This is a genomic window from Brevibacillus sp. BC25 (assembly GCF_000282075.1).
In the GTDB taxonomy this organism is placed as follows: domain Bacteria; phylum Bacillota; class Bacilli; order Brevibacillales; family Brevibacillaceae; genus Brevibacillus.
In genome coordinates, this window is the sequence record NZ_AKIX01000055.1 from 13,756 (window position 1) to 30,609 (window position 16,854).

Annotated in this window: 15 protein-coding genes and 1 riboswitch; of the genes, 5 read left to right on the forward strand and 10 right to left on the reverse strand. The window is 48.1% G+C overall.

The annotated features are described in order from the left end of the window. Positions 1-19 precede the first annotated feature (19 nt). The 8 genes from PMI05_RS15860 to PMI05_RS15895 form a co-directional block, all read right to left on the reverse strand. The gene (locus tag PMI05_RS15860; protein ID WP_007723488.1) at positions 20-895 is read right to left on the reverse strand and encodes a PepSY domain-containing protein; all 876 of its coding nucleotides are present in this window, start codon (positions 893-895) and stop codon (positions 20-22) included. Between the two features lie 12 nt (positions 896-907). After that, entirely contained in the window at positions 908-2,272 is a 1,365-nt protein-coding gene (locus PMI05_RS15865) for a HAMP domain-containing histidine kinase (RefSeq protein WP_007723490.1), read from the reverse strand. Between the two features lie 3 nt (positions 2,273-2,275). Beyond that, positions 2,276-2,962, reverse strand: coding sequence for a response regulator transcription factor (locus PMI05_RS15870; RefSeq protein ID WP_007723492.1), 687 nt, complete (start codon positions 2,960-2,962; stop codon positions 2,276-2,278). 97 nt (positions 2,963-3,059) lie between these two features. Then, positions 3,060-4,400 (reverse strand): SLC13 family permease, encoded by a 1,341-nt coding sequence (locus PMI05_RS15875; RefSeq protein WP_369751215.1) that lies wholly within the window; start codon positions 4,398-4,400, stop codon positions 3,060-3,062. 56 nt (positions 4,401-4,456) lie between these two features. Continuing rightward, positions 4,457-5,641, reverse strand: a complete 1,185-nt coding sequence (locus tag PMI05_RS15880) for a glycerate kinase (RefSeq protein WP_007723496.1) — start codon at positions 5,639-5,641, stop codon at positions 4,457-4,459. A gap of 144 nt (positions 5,642-5,785) precedes the next feature. Beyond that, the gene (locus PMI05_RS15885; protein ID WP_007723498.1) at positions 5,786-6,784 is read right to left on the reverse strand and encodes an ABC transporter permease; all 999 of its coding nucleotides are present in this window, start codon (positions 6,782-6,784) and stop codon (positions 5,786-5,788) included. 1 nt (position 6,785) lies between these two features. Continuing rightward, positions 6,786-8,276, reverse strand: a complete 1,491-nt coding sequence (locus tag PMI05_RS15890) for a sugar ABC transporter ATP-binding protein (RefSeq protein WP_007723499.1) — start codon at positions 8,274-8,276, stop codon at positions 6,786-6,788. A gap of 93 nt (positions 8,277-8,369) precedes the next feature. Continuing rightward, on the reverse strand, positions 8,370-9,392 hold the full coding sequence (locus tag PMI05_RS15895; protein WP_007723502.1) for a sugar ABC transporter substrate-binding protein: 1,023 nt from the start codon (positions 9,390-9,392) through the stop codon (positions 8,370-8,372). Positions 9,393-9,708: 316 nt separating this feature from the next. Next, positions 9,709-9,828: riboswitch (SAM riboswitch) on the reverse strand. Positions 9,829-10,030: 202 nt separating this feature from the next. Here PMI05_RS15895 and PMI05_RS15900 point away from each other — a divergent pair. Beyond that, complete coding sequence (locus PMI05_RS15900; protein ID WP_007723504.1) at positions 10,031-11,284, forward strand: sensor histidine kinase; 1,254 nt, start codon at positions 10,031-10,033, stop codon at positions 11,282-11,284. Between the two features lie 47 nt (positions 11,285-11,331). Here the strand turns inward: PMI05_RS15900 and PMI05_RS15905 are convergent, their stop codons facing one another. Continuing rightward, a complete protein-coding gene (locus PMI05_RS15905; protein WP_007723506.1) occupies positions 11,332-12,051 on the reverse strand; it encodes a DUF421 domain-containing protein in 720 nt (239 codons plus the stop codon). Positions 12,052-12,382: 331 nt separating this feature from the next. Further along, complete coding sequence (locus PMI05_RS15910) at positions 12,383-13,126, reverse strand: IclR family transcriptional regulator (RefSeq protein WP_007723508.1); 744 nt, start codon at positions 13,124-13,126, stop codon at positions 12,383-12,385. Between the two features lie 190 nt (positions 13,127-13,316). On the opposite strand from PMI05_RS15910, the gene PMI05_RS15915 reads away from it, so the two are divergent. The 4 genes from PMI05_RS15915 to PMI05_RS15930 all read left to right on the forward strand — a co-directional run bounded on the left by PMI05_RS15915 (position 13,317) and on the right by PMI05_RS15930 (position 16,803). Then, positions 13,317-14,192: a dimethylarginine dimethylaminohydrolase family protein gene (locus PMI05_RS15915; protein WP_007723509.1), complete on the forward strand. Its 876-nt coding sequence runs from the start codon at positions 13,317-13,319 to the stop codon at positions 14,190-14,192. Positions 14,193-14,436: 244 nt separating this feature from the next. Further along, complete coding sequence (locus PMI05_RS15920; protein WP_007723510.1) at positions 14,437-14,691, forward strand: FeoA family protein; 255 nt, start codon at positions 14,437-14,439, stop codon at positions 14,689-14,691. Then, the gene (locus PMI05_RS15925; protein WP_007723512.1) at positions 14,688-15,419 is read left to right on the forward strand and encodes a FeoB small GTPase domain-containing protein; all 732 of its coding nucleotides are present in this window, start codon (positions 14,688-14,690) and stop codon (positions 15,417-15,419) included. The genes PMI05_RS15920 and PMI05_RS15925 overlap by 4 nt, the downstream gene beginning before the upstream one ends. Further along, entirely contained in the window at positions 15,397-16,803 is a 1,407-nt protein-coding gene (locus PMI05_RS15930; protein WP_007723514.1) for a nucleoside recognition domain-containing protein, read from the forward strand. Before PMI05_RS15925 ends, PMI05_RS15930 begins: the two co-directional genes overlap by 23 nt. Positions 16,804-16,854 lie beyond the last annotated feature (51 nt).

Below are 16,854 nucleotides of genomic sequence, written 5' to 3' on the forward strand. Positions count from 1 at the left end.
AAATGCTAAATGCTAAATCTTAATCATCATCACCATCATCCAGATCATCATCGTCGGTGTCGACGGGGTTCGTGTCATCACTTGAAGATGTATCCGCCGGAGCACTACCATTTTTATCGGCTGGTGTCTGATCATCATCGTCATCATCATCGGTAGAGCTATTGTCGATGGTCGTAGTCGAGAGCACTTTTCCAGTAATAGCATGTATGCGTACATCTACCGTTTTGGAGTCTTTTTTCGTGATCACCCGATAGACTGCCCCACTCTTTGTCTCGATTAAATCAACATCATCGATCTTGCCGCCACTTGTTCTTTCCGTCGCAATCTGCTTCGCTTGCTGTTCGGTAATTTTGGTCTGTGGCTGCGCTGGTGGATTCAAGCTTTGGTTGGGTTTCGATTGCTGCTGCGTTTGGGTTGGGGTTGTAGCTGGCTGTTGTTTACCTGTCGCAACAGTCCCCACTGTCCCCGTACCTACTGGCTTGGTCGCGTTGCCTGAAGCATCCTTTCCGCCGTTATTCGGTTGTTGCGCTGTACTGGCTGTCGGATTTGAACCCGGCTGTATTGGATTCGCCGCCGTTTCGTTTGCCTTCGGCTGCCCAGTGGCTGCGACCAAGGAGAGCTCCTTCAAATCAATAATTTCGCCCGTATGTGCATTCACCATCACACTATATGTTCCGCGCTCATTGAGGAGTTGGAGATTGTAAATGCTGTTTTCTCCTACATCCGTCATGGAGATCGATTCAATCTTCCCCGGGTAGCGGGCCGTCACGATCTGTTTGACTTCCTCGGCAGACAATGACTGCAAATCCATGCTCGCAAAGATCCGTTGCATGCCAAATACCGTAGTGACCAACAGAAAGCTCGCCAGCAACCCTATTTTCCATTTTTTATTCATACGTACCTCCTGCTATTTCTTAGCCTGCCCCGGCAAAAAAACGGTCACGAGCGTCCATTTCCCTTCTTCGCTATCCAGTGCAATATCGCCTTGATGGGCATCAACGATCTGTTTGGCAATGGAAAGACCGAGTCCTACGCCCCCTGTTTCGCGACTGCGGGCTTTGTCTACACGGAAGAAACGGTCAAAAACATGCTGCAAATCTTCTTTGGGAATCCCCATTCCGTAATCCTTGACTGAGATATATGGGCGGTCCCCTTGAAGTCCCACCCCAACCTCGATTTCATTGGAGCTGTATTTCATCGCATTGTCGAGTAAAACGACGAGCACTTGTTTTAGTTTTTGTTCATCGGCCATCACAGGAACCGACTCGTGGTTTGCGCCCAGTTGAAAGGACCTGCCATACGCATTGGTCAATTGTGTAATGGTCGTTTGGCACATCGGGACCAAGTCGATTTCTTTGACATCCAGATTCCATTCGGCGCTATTGTTTGCGAGAAGGAGCATTTGATTGGTCATATCCTTCATGCGCACGGCTTCCGAATAGATCGCTTCCACCGACTCTGCCAGAACCTCCGGCTTTTTCGTCCCCCAACGCTTCAGTAGCTTCGCATAGCTTTCTACTACGGTCAGCGGCGTTTTCAATTCATGGGAAGCATCTGAGACGAACTGCTGCTGCTTCTCGAAGTTTTGCTGTAATAAATCCATCATTTTGTTAAAGGTACTTCCTAGCGCGTGCAATTCATCTTTGGATGTGTGCTCAAGCGGTATTTTCTTAAAAATACTGCGCGCTTGAATGTCTTCCATCGTTTGTATCATCGAGTTGACTGGTCGCAAAATCAGATTGCTCAACATGCGTCCTGCAAAAAAAGCAGGAACCAGCACGAACATCGAAGCAAACAACAGAACGTTTTGCAGCAGGCTCAAATTTTCTTGCAAGCCCGCAATACTTTCAATGACTTCTAACGTGACAATTTTCCCATTCGTCCAAATGATCGGGACCTTGACGTACGCGTATTTCGCTCCGTTGACATCGAAGACACCGTCACTCGCTTTTCTATCAAAGATGGGCTTCGGTGCCGGGATTGGCTGCGTGCTGTCTACTTCCTGCGTGACGATGGCCCGCGACTGCTGATCGATAATCCGGATCATCCCGTTCGATGGCAAATACGGCTGCAAGAGCGTCGCAGGGTCGAAACTTTCTACACCGATCTGATTGAGTCCACTTTGGATGTGCAGAACTTCTCGTTGCAGACGATCCAGCTCTCCGTCTGTTGTCACTTTGTAGAACATGAAGTAAATGAAGCTGTTGACCATGAGCAACATTAGCAAGAGTGCGACCGTAGAGAACAAATGAATTTTATTTTTGATTTTCATAATCTACCCCTTCAGCATATAACCAACGCCTCGTACCGTATGCAAAAGCGGGGTTTCATACCCTTGGTCCACCTTTTTACGCAAATAACGGATATACACGTCAACGACATTTGTGTCTCCGAAATAATCAAATCCCCATACGTGTGTAAGAATCTGTTCACGATTCAGAACTTGGTTTTTATTCTGCATCAGATAAAGCAACAAATCGAATTCACGCGGCGTCAGCTCGATCTGACTGGAGCTTCTCGTCACTTCCCGCGATTTTTCATCCAAGCTTAAATCCGCTACTTCTACTTTGGAGCTGGCCTCCACTTTTCTTGTCATTTGGGACAAGCGGAGGCAGGAACGGATGCGAGCCAGCAGCTCTTCGATTTCAAAAGGTTTCGTGATGTAGTCGTTCGCGCCTTGATCGAGTCCATTTACTTTGTCCACGACAGCATTTCTTGCCGTCAATAAAATGACTGGCGTCGCGGAGTCCTTTACCCGAATCCGGCGAAGCACTTCTATGCCTGACAATCCTGGCAACAGTACATCGAGCAAAATCAAGTTCCATCCGCCTTGATTGTATTGTTCCAGCGCCTCGAGCCCTGTTTTGGCGATCTCGCTTTCGTATCCTTCGTATTCCAGCTCTAATTGAATCACACGAGCAATTTTCTCTTCATCTTCCACAATTAATATTCGCTCCGACATGTAATCCTCCTAAACCTTGCATCCATTATCCAGATGAGTTTAGCAAATATTGGCTGAGGATCAAAGAGTAATCCGTACGAAAGATATAATTTTTTACTTATATCGATAACCCTACCCACTGCCAGTACGCGTAATAAAAGACGACCATCAGGATCGCGTGGGCCGCACCTGCATACAAGCTCAATCGCAGCAAATCCTTAGGCAAAAAGGTCTCCTTGCCGCTTTCCTGGAACATGAGCAATGCTTTGGAGCTAACAGGGAAAGTCAGGCAGTAGTTCATGCCGACGATTCCTAAGAACAACACGGTCACTTCATTCAAATCAAGGCTACTCGCAAAGTAAAGAAGCGGTGGAACAAGAATGACGGCTCTCGTTGTATGCGATGTAATGTACAGATGGGAGGTCAGTGTCAGCAATGTGATAACCACAATGATTAACAGCGACGATTCCCCTTCCAGTTGCTCGGTGATCGTGAACAGCTTCTTCATGATCCACTCTGCCGCACCGCTGTCCAACAACGACTTTCCGAGGGCAATGGCTGCCCCTACAAACAGAATCAGGTTCCACGAGACAGACTGAACGCCATCTTTCCACTTCATGACACCCACATTGGGGAGTGTCAAAAGAAAGCCGCCGACAACTGTCGTGGTAGCAATCTCGATTCCGTGAAAACGCTCTGTCAGCCAGAAAATAACCATCGCCCCAATCACAATTACCGTATATTTTTCGTTGCGGGACAAGGTAAGGGAGAGCTTTTTGCTCGCAAGTGGGCGCTGCATCTCTTCTTTGGTGAGAAACAGAGCCAGAACAATCCGGCAAGTAACGATGCTGGCCACTACCCCGAACGGCAGTCCCCACAATAGCCACTCCGCAAAGCTAATCCCTTCTCCATTGAACTCCTTCAGCATATCGAGTGCGATAAAATGGGAGCCCGCTCCGATCATGGTGGAGCTCGTCGACACTAAAATAATCGTCGGAATCAGGATCGCCATGGCTTTCGTGATTTGCTTGTTCCCGATTTCTGAGGTCAGCGAGTGGAAAACAGGCAGTAGCACCGCTGCGCGTCCAGAAGTAGACGGGATAAAGAAAGCGAGAAATTGAACGACGACCGTCAAGAGCCAAAACAAGCTTTTGACATTCTTTGCCTTGCTCACGACCAGATCTGTGAGTTTGCCTGCCAAGCCAGTCACTTGAAGAGCACCGCCGAGAATGAACGAGCCAATCATTAACCAAATGACATCGGAGGCGAGCGAGTCGAACAAAATTTCCTGGTCAGCCGTTCCTGTCACGACGAGGAGTAACACGGAGCCAATCGCTACATAGGCGGAGTTCAGCGAGGTAGTCGTCCACAGGATCACGGCGACACAGAAGCAGAACATGCTCCATTTGGCTTCAAATGTCAGGGAAGACGGCAGCATGAGCAGTAATTCAACGAACATAATCAGGACAATCGGAAGGACCCAGGCAGGTCTTTCCTTTGCAGCAGTCTGTGCAATCACGATACTTGCTCCTTCTCCATTAAACGATTTGCGAGCTGCAGGCCCACCATGATGGTTCGCATGGAGCTTTCCGAGCAATCAGTCAGCCATTTTTGCGCATGCATGAACGCTTCCTCCAACGTAGACGGCATCGGCAAAATACTCGTGTACGCATCAATTCCGTGCTCATAATTGAGTCGGGCACCTTTGCCAACAGTCCCCACCAAAGCCACTACCGGCAGGGCATGCTTTTTCGCTCGCTTCGCAACTTCCACTGGAATTTTTCCTCGCGGTGTTTGAAAATCTATGCTGCCTTCCGCCGTAAACACAAGGTCTGTCTCTTGAAGCATTCGATCCAAATCAATGTACTTCATGATGATGTCGTAGCGTGGATACAGATTCGCACCCGTCAGCGCATGCAGACCAGCACCCAAGCCACCCGATGCACCACTGCCCGGCATTTCTCTGACATCGATACCGAAATCCCGCTCGATGATAGCCGCGAATTGTTCGAGTGCTTCTTCCAGCTCAACCACTTGCTCTGGCGTTGCTCCCTTTTGCGGGCCAAACACGCGAGCGACTCCATTTTCCCCACAAAGCTTGTTAAACCAGTTGCAAGCCACATCGATTTGCACCTGCTTGAGTCTTTTGTCCATGCCGGATACATCGATTTTCGTTACTTTTGCCAGCGAGATTCCGCCTTCAATACGGATTTCTTGACCGCTTGCATCCAAAAATTTCGCGCCAAGTGCTTGCGCCATGCCTGCCCCGCCATCGGAAGTACCGGAATCGCCGCAGCCTAGCAAAATACGATCTGCCCCCATGTCCAGCGCCGCTTTGATCAATTCACCGACGCCATGTGTCGTCGTTTTGCGCGGATCACGCAAGCTTCTTGGAACCAGTCGCAGTCCCGCTGCTGCCGCCATCTCAATCACAGCCGTTTGACCGGTCGTCTTTGATCCGAATATCCCGAAATGGGAAGGAACCTTTTCTCCTACAGGGCCAGTTACTTCCTTATCAATAATCGATCCATTCGAAATTTTCACAATCGCTTTTGTAAAGCCTTCTCCTCCGTCTACCATCGGCAGTGTCTGCACTTGGGAGAGCGGGAGTACGCGCAGGATTCCTTCTTTCATGCATTCTGCTGCTTGCTCGGCATCTAAACTTTCCTTAAAGCCCGAAGGCACAACGAGTATACGCATAAAAACAACATCCCTTCTCTTTATTTGAATTTGCTTTCGCATTTGTCTCACTTGAGTAAGACCAATACTAAGCTTCAAAAAAGAGAAGGGAATAATAGGAAGATGAGAAATTGATGAGAGAAAAGCGAGAAGAACGTTACGATTCTAAGCGTTTCGTTTTCTGCGCAGTTGATAATAGGTCACAGCCAGGGCAAGCGCCAAAACCGTCCCCTTAATAATATCGTAAGCGTAATACGGAAGATTGAGCATCGTCATGCCGTTGAGCAGCACTCCAATCAGGATGGCTCCCACAAATGTACCGAATACGTTTGGCTTTCCTGCACCGAAAACGGAGAAGCCTACGAAAGCAGCCGCTACTGCATCCATCAGCATGGAGCCGCCACTACTCACCTGCCCGGTACCGATCCGCGCTGCCAAGAGCATCCCGCCCAAGCCTGCAAAAAGAGCAGAAAGCACATAAGCCAAGGTACGATAGCGATTCACAGGAATCCCCGACAGACGGGCTGCTTCCAAATTACCGCCTGTCATGTACAGCATCCGCCCCTGTCTCGTATAGGTCAAGTACACATGCGTGATCGCGACAAGTAAAAAGGTCAGGATAACCGGAACCGGTACGGAAAAAATTTCTCCTTGGCCCAGCCAGAGGAACCATTCCTGGAATTTTCCCGGTGCCTGTGAGCCGTCCTGCATCGGCATGTTTGCGTAGATCGAGTAACCTTGGGAATACGTCATATGAATGCCGTTGACGATGTAGAGCATCGCCAGAGTAGCCAGCAAATCAGGAATGCGGATTTTCACGACCAGGAAAGCGTTGACCAGCCCGACGAGCAAGCTGAGTACAATTGGAACAACCAGTGTCGTGAAGACCCCTTGTTCGTACCAAACCATCATCGAAGCAGAAACGACAGTGGTCAATGAAACCGTCGATCCTACAGACAAGTCAAAGCCCCCGACAATCAGCGAGAACGTAACACCAATCGCGACAAATGTCACAATCGAGATGGAGCGAAGAATGTCCGTCAAGTTGTCGTACGTGAAGAAATACGGGTTGGTCAAACTGAATAACAACATGACAATAACGATGACTGCAACCGTTCCGTATTTGTAAACAAAATCAAATAAGCTAAACTTTTTATCTGCCACGTTACTCACCTCCGCTTGCGTAGTACATAATTAGCTCTTGTGTTGCTTCCTCGCGACTCAATTCCTTCACGATCTTGCCCTCGAACATGACGAGAATCCGGTCTGCGATCCCGATGACCTCCTGAAACTCACAGGAGAAATACAGGACGCCCTTTTTCTGCTCGGCAAGATTTCCGATCAGACGGTAAATATCGCTTTTCGCGCCGATATCCACCCCTTTTGTCGGCTCGTCAAACATAAAGAGGTGAGCGTTTGTATCCAGCCATTTGCCGATAGCAACTTTTTGCTGGTTTCCACCGCTAAGGAAACCGACCAGCTGCTTGATATCCGCTGTTTTTACACCAAGGCGCTGCACGAGCTCTCTTGCGTTGGCCACTTCTGGCCCTCTTTTGATAAATCCAAGCCAGGACTTCTTTTTCAACGAGGCGACAGACAGATTGTTCTGCACGGACTCCTCTACGAAAATTCCTTCCTTGCGTCTTTCCTCTGGGACGAGTACGATTCCTGCATCGACGGCGTCTTTTGGAGAGCGCAGTTGGATACGTGATCCATGCAATCGAATGGCACCAGCCTTTACCTCATCCGCACCGAAGAGCAATCGGGCGAGCTCAGTCTTCCCTGCCCCAACCAGACCGACGACACCCACGATCTCTCCCTCGCGAACCTTCAAGTCGACTCCGCGTACTTTGCCACCAGCCACTCCTGACGCCTCAAAAATCGTTTCGCCAATCGGCACCTCCAGCTTAGGGAACTCCTCGTCGAAGCTTTTGCCCAGCATGTTCGCGATCACTTCATCCATGGTGGTATTTGCCGTGTCTGTGGTCACGACATGCTGTCCATCGCGCATGATGGTGATCCGATCACAGATTTCAAAGATTTCCGGCAACCTGTGGGAGATATAAATGATCCCGACTCCAGCTTTTTTCAACTGCGCAATGATTTGAAACAGCCGTTCGCTCTCCTTCGTGCTCAACGGCGCTGTCGGTTCATCGAAAATGACGTACTTCGCCTTTTGAACGGTAGCACGTGCAATCAAAATCAATTGCTTTTCCGACAGCGTACATTCTTCGACGAGCATTCTCACCGGAATGGAGAAGCCGAAGTTTTTTAAAATCTGCTCCGATTCGTTGTACAAGCTCTGCCAGTTGATCAGTCCCTTGGTTTTCGACTGGACGAGCTGGCCCGCCAATATGTTTTCGGCGACGCTCAAATACGGGATCAAGGCGGTGTCCACTTCCTGATATACACATTGAATGCCCTGTGCTTTGGCGTCCTGCGGCGATTGAATCGACACGGCCTGTCCATCGATGGTGATCGTACCGCCATCTGCCTGATACGCTCCCGTGAGGATTTTCATCAGTGTACTCTTTCCTGCGCCATTGGCACCGAGAAGTGCGTGAACCTCTCCTGCGCGCACCTCAAAATCGACGGATCGCAGGGCAGGAACCCCAGAAAACTGCTTCGCCATCCCTTTCATCTGCAATGTGGACATTTTTCGCACCTCCTGTTTACCTGCGTGTTCCAACCTCTATAAGGAAAAATCCCGTTGACGGATACAGATCAACGGGAAAAGCCAATTTGGTTCTTACTTGCCCCACTCTTGTACGTATTGGGACAGGTCGCCCATCGTTACTTTCTTATCCTTCGGCAGGTCTTCCTGTTTCACCAGCACTGGATTCAGCTTCACGTTGTCTGGCACTTGCTCACCTTTGATTTTTTGGAACACGGTTTGCGCATGAATGCGTCCGATATTGGATGGGTCTACTGCTGCCGTCGCTGCCCACGGAGAGTTTTCCGTCTGGATCATTTGCAGATCCTCATCGCTCAAATCAATGGAGTATACCTTGATTTCCGTACGGCCTGCTTGCTGGATGGCACGTGTCGCCCCTTTGGCAAATTCATCCCAAGCCGCCCATACTGCTGTGATGTCGCCTTTATTCGGATACTTTTTCAAGATCGCTTCCATCTGCGTTTGTGTATCGAGTGCCGTATTGTTAGTAGCAGAACCGAATGCCGCAATCTCTTTTATGTCTGGGTATTTCTTCTGGAAAGCTTCATACGTGACTTGGCGTTTTTCCATAGGCGCAAAGCCAGCTACCCAAATTTTTACGATGCTGCCTTTGCCGTTTGTATCTGCACCCAGCTTCTCCAGGCTCAGCTCTGCCAATTTGTTGTCATCCTGCGCCACAACTGGCACACCCGGAATGTTGATGTCTGTATCAAACAGGACGACCGGGATTTTTTTATCCACAGCTTTTTGCGTGCCCTGCTGCAACGCTTCCGCCGTACCATGGTCGATCAGAATGCCATCAAACTTTTGGTTCACAGCCGCATCGAGGTTGGACGCCATTTTTGCCAGATCAGTATCTGCGTTGAATACAGTCAACTCGCCGCCGTTTTTCTCCACCTCTGTCTTCACACCATTAATGTATTGTGCGGAGAATGTCCCTACGTTTTGACGCATGATCAATGCGATTCTCTTTGCCTTCTCTCCCGAAGCACCGCCGCTTGTGCTGCCGGTTCCGGTGCTTGTTCCTCCGCCGCATGCAGTCACGAGAACAGATGCAGCCACAACTAGTGAAGTTAGTAATCCCAGTTTCTTTTTCATCAAAAATTTCCCCCTTTTTCTTTTTGATAACAGATGACAAAAGCCTCGTAGAAGAAGCGCATTTCCAGTCCAAGCGCCTTTGGAGCCCACCTCAGCGTAGGAAGAAATGGCGGGGAATTTCAGCTTCACTTATGAAATCCTGCCTCGAACCTTCTACGTTTGAAGCGCTCCCGCCATTTCTTCCGAAGCGGACAGTCTTCACTCACAGCGGGGCGGAGGCCGAAGCGTAGACTGGAAATGCGCTTCTTCCCCACGTTAGCTACGCAAAAAATCCTCTTTCACAGAGAAAGAGGACAAAAATCGACAAGATTCTCGCCTCTTATCTGTCAGGTATTCTACCTGTTGGAGTTAGCACCTTGGCTCGAAAGAACGTAATCTCTCGTGCTAGGTTGCCGGGCTTCATAGGGCCATTCCCTCAGCCTTCTCTTGATAAGAGTAGTTTCTATTTTCAAAACGTTTGTATAAGTATATACAGAATATAATCTGGCAATTACCTATCTGTCAACTGGGTTTACCGAAAGAATTTTCTTGATAAATATTCCAGTTTCTTCTGTAACATCAAGAGGGATTTTGTTGTGTCTTGTCGAATTATCGTAGATTGATACAAGCCTAGCAAATATTTGCGATGGGGATGCTACATGAGTCTATTAAAAGAAGTCATTCTTCAATGGTTTTTCGCCATTATCCCGTTTGTGTTTTTCAACATCTATTACCGTGACAAAATGCGGAACTACAGCCGTTCCTTTATTGTCATCACCAGCTCAGCCTGCATGTTTCTCGCGATGACCTTCGCCCCGAGTGTCACGAATGGCATGTTTTTTGATATCCGACATATCATCATTCTTTTCGGACTCGTTTATGGCGGAATCGAGATTGCCTTGCTCCTTCTCATTGAAGCCTTGGTTTATCGGTACTACCTAGGTGGAGAAGGAACATGGGTTGCGATGCTGATCCTTACAGTCAATTTTGTCTTGTCACTCTTTTTATATCGACACTACAAAGCCAGTTATCGGAAAACACTGTATCTTTTTATGACGAGTGCGATTTTTTCTACGGTTGCTTTAGGGACTACTTATTACTTTTTTCCCACGTATGTAACTCAACACCTCGTTTACTACACCATGGTGATTCCTATTCAAAACTTTTTCGGCCTCTGGTTATTAATGTCGCTATTCAGCAAATGCGTTTCGGATAAGGAGCTGTTTATTCGCCACGCGCAAAATGAAAAAATCCAGACGATGAGCCATGTTGCTGCATCGCTCGCACACGAGGTTCGCAATCCACTGACAGCTGTCAAAGGCTTCTTGAAATTAATACAAGAATGTCCGGAAAATTTGGCAAAAGTCGATCAATACATTCGCATCAGTCTCGACGAAGTCCAACGGACAGAAGCCATTTTGACCGAGTACCTTGCGATTTCGAAACCGCTGAAGGAACGGCATGAGATCATTAATATGAGCGAGCATCTGCATACCATCCGCGAAGTAATGCTCCCCTTTGCCAATATGCATAACGTGGAGCTTACGCTGCAAGACTTTGAGAGACCTGTGACCGTCAAGGCCAATCCAGACGAGTTCAAGCAAGTGTTGGTGAATTTCATCAAAAATGCCATCGAGGCGTGCTCGGATATTTCGGACGGAAAAGTCTCCCTGGACTTGCTCATCGAGCGAAACAAAGCACTGTTGATCATCAAGGATAACGGTGTCGGCATGGATGCAGGACAGATCAGCCGCCTCGGAACGATTTACTTTTCTACGAAAACAACTGGGACCGGGCTTGGATTGACGTATTCCTATCATGTCATTCATGCGATTGGCGGAACGGTCAATGTATCAAGCAAACCACGAGTAGGAACCAAGTTCACCATTATGCTCCCGTATAAGGCACAGTGACTTCATGCAGGTTTTGCAGAGGGACTGTGCCTTTTTCCATTCGATAGCTAATGATGCAACGGGGGTACTTGTGATTCTTTTTCGTTTTTTAAGGAGAACTGCAATTCATTTTGGCGATTGATCGTTGCAAGAAAGACTTGTTCGGACGCGATCCCCTTTTTCTTCAATTCGTGCACAAGCCATTGCTCATCGCGGTTCCGATATGACAGCACATCCGGATATATCTTGCCTTCCACAATGACAGGCAATGACATTCCCGCAGAAGAAGTCTGGATGTTTAAATCTTGTTTCGTTACGAACTGCTGCTCTACTTTTTTGAGCACAGTCAACCGACCGTTCGCCTCGATAATAGCCAAATCAATCTCCGCCAGGTCAAAAATATCTTTTTCGCGAAGCATATGGAGGACATTATCGAGCGAGTAGCGGATTTTTTTCATGTTTTTGACGTGAAAAGTCCCGTTGTAGAAGATGACGGTCGGTTCAAATGTAACCATTCTGCCAAACCAGCGAAAGACAATGGACAACTGCGATACGACCCTTTGCAAGATGCCCAACATCAAAATCGCTACTGCAATCGAAATATGCCGGACATCTGGCTCTGCAATGTCAGCCCCTGCCACTGATCCCAAAGTAATAATGATGATAAAGTCAAAGACAGGCAGCTCCCCAATTGAGCGCTTGCCCATGAACAAGGTGACTAGCAGTAATAAAGGAATAATCGTACATACGCGCCCGATGACGAGCATGCTTTCACCGAATCCTTCCACGTTTGTCCCCTCCCTTCACGCTTTACTATGCAATTTCTGGGAAGGCATTATGCAAAACAAAACACCAGGAGTCTCCCCCTGGTGTATCTCTTTCCCGGACAAGTGGGAAGATCGAGTTTTATGAGATCGATAACCACAAGAGCTGTTACCACCATGAACATTTTCGAAAAGCTAATCTTGCCTTCTTTATCAGTATCTTTTCGAAAAGGTGGTTGAAATCCCAATAGATTAGCCCCTCTCGTAACTTCTTGTTGCACTCCCTTTATAGAAATTACATTTTTTTCTACGAACTATCTTCACAGTTGGTTTCATCGAAATAAAAAAAGGCCAGTCAAGCCTTTGACAGGCCGCCTAGCCGTTGCGAGGTTTTGTGAGCGACATCCTTTACCCGTTCAATCAAATACTGGAGTCGTTCCTCCTTCAAATCATACGTAACAATTCCAATGCTTAACGCCCCGATTACCTTTTGGGTGTAATCAATTACTGGTGCTGCGACGGACGCCGTATTTTCCGTCCGCTCCGCAAAGCTGACCGCATGACCAGCAGCTCTGATTTCCTTGAGCTTCTCCATAAAAGCAGGTACCTGCTCTTCACCCACCAGTTGCACTACGGTTTGTCGTGCTTCTTCCACAGACATATGTGCCAGCACGACTTTATTGGCCGCACCGATATGCATCGGAATCCGCAAGCCCAACTGATCGTAGATGCGGATATTGTGCTGACTGTCTACGCGATCGACGACAATGGATTCGAGTCCGCTAGGCTGACTGAAATAAACACTCTCGTTCACTTCTCTGGCAAGCTCCTCGATCTTCGGCTTGATTACTTTGCGATAATCGATCCGATCAAGCACGCGCAAACCGAACTCCATCCATTTAATCCCCAACGTATATTGCTTGGTCGCAGCATCCTGCTCTACCAGTCCATGCTTCATCAACGTGTACAACAGTCGATAAATGGTGCTGACCGGGAGCTGGCATTCCTTCGCTAAATCATTGATCGTCCACCATTTTCTATGTTCATCCGACGAAAGTGCCGTTGCAATCGCCATCGCTCGGTCAAACGATTGAATCACGGTCATCCCCCCTTTTCTATCTATCTTCTCATATGAAACTATGTTAAACCATTTGCTCTAATTTTGTGAATCGCAAAAAAACTCCAGGTAGGAATCACAGATTGACAGTCAGAAATCAGAATGTGTAAACTAATGGTGAACATTTCGAAATATGAATAATATTCTGTAATGTGGAAAAAGGGAGGCAACTATGTTCCAAGGCAGCCAATCCATGGTCAAAAAGATGAATACCGTCATCATCAAGCATCCCCATCAAGCATTTATCAGTCAAGAACATCTCGATCAATTGTGGAAAACCTTCAACTATACAGACCGCCCTGACTGGGACCGCGCTCTGCATGAATACGCCAAATTCGAATCGATTTTGCGCGAGCATGTAGAAAACGTCCTGCACTTGCCACAATCTGATAAAACCGGACTAGACTCCATTTACGCCCATGACCCTGTGAAATTTACCTCTAAAGGGGCAATCATCCTCAAATCTGGCAAGGAGCTCCGTCAGGGAGAAGCCGAAGTATACAAAGCCTTTTTAAAAGAAAACAATATCCCGATCCTGGGACAGCTCACAGGCGATGCCTTGTCAGATGGCGGCGATCTCGTCTGGCTGGATGAAAAAACGCTCGCGATCGGCCTTGGCTTCCGCACGAACGAAGCGGCAATCGCTCAAATTACGGAAATGGTCAAGGATTTCACAGATGAAATCATCGTCGTACAGCTCCCGTATGATCGCGGTCCTGCGGAATGTCTGCATCTGATGTCGATTATCAGCATGGTCGATCATGATTTAGCAGTTGTTTACTCCAAGCTGATGCCAGTATTTTTCCGCCAACTGCTCATTGACAGAGGCATTCAGTTAATCGAGGTACCGGATCATGAGTACGATAATCTCGGTAGCAATGTTCTCGCTCTCGCGCCGCGTGTGTGCATGGTCGTGTCCGGCAACCCGATTACGAAGCAACGCCTTCTCGATGCAGGTGCGACTGTGTACGAATATGAGGGCCAGGAGATTTCTTTTAAGGGAACAGGTGGGCCTACTTGCCTGACAAGCCCGGTGGAACGGATCTAGCCGTTAGATACACGCGATAGACCATCAAGACTGAACTGTACCTCCATCGTTAGATACCATGAACGATTGGCGGTGCAGTTTTTTCTATGACCAAAAAGTTTCCTTAAGCAAAAACTTTGTTGCCAGGGAAAGAGTCTTATCTTAAACTAAAATCATGAAGAAATCGAATACGTGCACTTTTTTTTACCTTATTTTTTGCCCTAAGCCAACAGTTTGTCCTTAACGAAAAAGGAGAGTGAACATCATGCCATCTATCAGCGTTCCTTTGTCTGATGCCTTGATTGGTAGCCACATCTGTCTGGATCGTATTGACGTTCAGGGTATACTGCGTAGGCGATTGTTGGATCTCGGATTCGTCCCCGGCAACATCGTTGAAGTCATGCAAAAAAGTCCGCTAGGCGATCCCATTGCCTTTCGGGTAAATAACACGATCATCGCCCTGCGCAAAGAAGAAAGCTCCCTCATATTCGGGGAGTACGTGGGAAGTGACGAAAAATGAATTCCTACACGATTGCCTTGGCAGGAAATCCGAATACCGGTAAGAGTACATTATTCAACACATTGACGGGACTTCGCCAACATACGGGAAACTGGGCAGGAAAGACAGTCGTAATGGCTGAGGGAGAATTCTCACGGGGAAATACGACTTTTCGGATCATCGATTTGCCAGGTACGTATTCCTTGTATTCCAACTCGACGGATGAAGAAGTGGCAAGAGATTACATTATCTTCGAGCAACCTGACGTCACCGTTGTGGTACTGGATGCAACTTCATTGGAACGGAATCTCAATTTGGCCTTGCAGGTATTGGAAATGACCCCCCACGTCGTCGTATGCGTCAATTTGATCGATGAGGCGAAAAAGCTTGGCATTCATATTGATCTGGAAAAAATCTCGCAAAGATTAGGTGTTCCCTGTGTCGCCATTTCCGCCAGAAATCATATCGGGATCGAGAATTTGCTCGATCTGGTGGAAAAAGTAGCGAACGGAACAATCGTGCCCAGTCCTGTACAGATAACCTACAGTGAACAGATTGAATCCAAGCTGGCACAGTTGGAGCCGCTAATCGAGAAAACCTTGGGTAGCCGTTTTCCGACAAGATGGATCGCTCTGCGGTTGTTAGATGGAGATGAAAGTTTGTTGCGAACCTTGAGAGATCGCATGCAAGATCCGGCTACAGCTGCAAGAAAGGAGCCTTTGACCCATGGCCGAACCGTTTGCCACTAATCCGTCTGATTCCCTTGATGCGCTTCTTTCCGAGGCCCGGAGCTCAGTGGAAGGAAGTGCAATTCGGGACACGATTGTGAGTGACATTTACCGCACCAGTCGCAGCATTTGTAAGGAAGCTGTGACATACGAAGATAAGCAAAAGCTGACTAGTGCATATAAGCTGGATAAAATTGTGACGTCCAAACTATGGGGCTACCCCATCATGCTGACGATTTTAGGTGCGGTGTTCTGGATCACGATCGCAGGTGCCAATGTTCCATCCGGAATGCTTGCCGACATGTTCGGTGTTGTCGAGGGTTATCTAACTGCTGGCTTTCAAGCTGTACATGCACCTGATTGGCTGCACGGGATTCTGATTCTCGGATTCTTTCGCGGTACCTCATGGGTTGTCAGCGTCATGCTGCCTCCGATGGCTATCTTTTTCCCAGTCTTTGCCCTGCTCGAGAACTTCGGATATCTGCCGCGTGTCGCGTTCAACATGGATCGTCTGTTCAAAAACGCCGGCGGACACGGAAAACAGGCATTAACCATGTCGATGGGGTTTGGCTGTAACGCAGCTGCCATCCTTTCCACCAGGATTATCGAATCTCCTCGGGAGCGAATGCTGGCGATTCTGACCAATAATTTCGTCCCGTGTAATGGTCGCTGGCCTACCTTGATCCTATTGGCTTCACTGTTTATGGCGACCAGCGCGACTAGTGGCTGGCAATCACTGACCACTGCTCTCATCGTGATGGGAATGGTTATTTTTGGAATCGTTATCACTCTTACGGTTTCCTGGACGCTATCCAAAACAGCCTTGCGCGGAGTACCGACACACTATACGCTGGAGCTGCCCCCATATCGGCGTCCGCAGATTTGGAAAACCATCCTGATTGCGAGCAAAGATAAATCGTGGAGCGTGCTGAAAAGGGCCGTCATTGTGGCCGCCCCTGCCGGTATCCTCACTTGGATATTAGGCAATATCTATGTCGGTGGAGACAGCATCCTCGCGCATATGGCTGCCTTTTTTGATCCGTTTGCGCAAATCATTGGTCTCGATGGCTATATTCTCATGGCTTTTATTCTCGGTCTACCCGCTAATGAAATCGTGCTGCCGATCCTTCTGATGGGGTATATGTCCTCCGGTGCCATGGTGGATGTGGAGGGGATCGACAATATCAAGGATGTCTTCTTGCAGCATGGGTGGACATGGTTGACAGCACTCAATATGATGTTGTTCTCTCTGCTTCATTACCCTTGCGGCACAACCTTGTTCAATATTTACAAGGAAACGAAAAGTGTGAAATGGACGGTGCTTTCCGCACTCATTCCTCTAGTCATTGCGATCGGAGTAACGTTCTTGACTGCCCAGGCGGCAAGAGCACTCGGTTGGGTGTAAAAAACAACAAAAAGCCTTTGCACAATACCAGACCTCCTGGTTCGTGCAAAG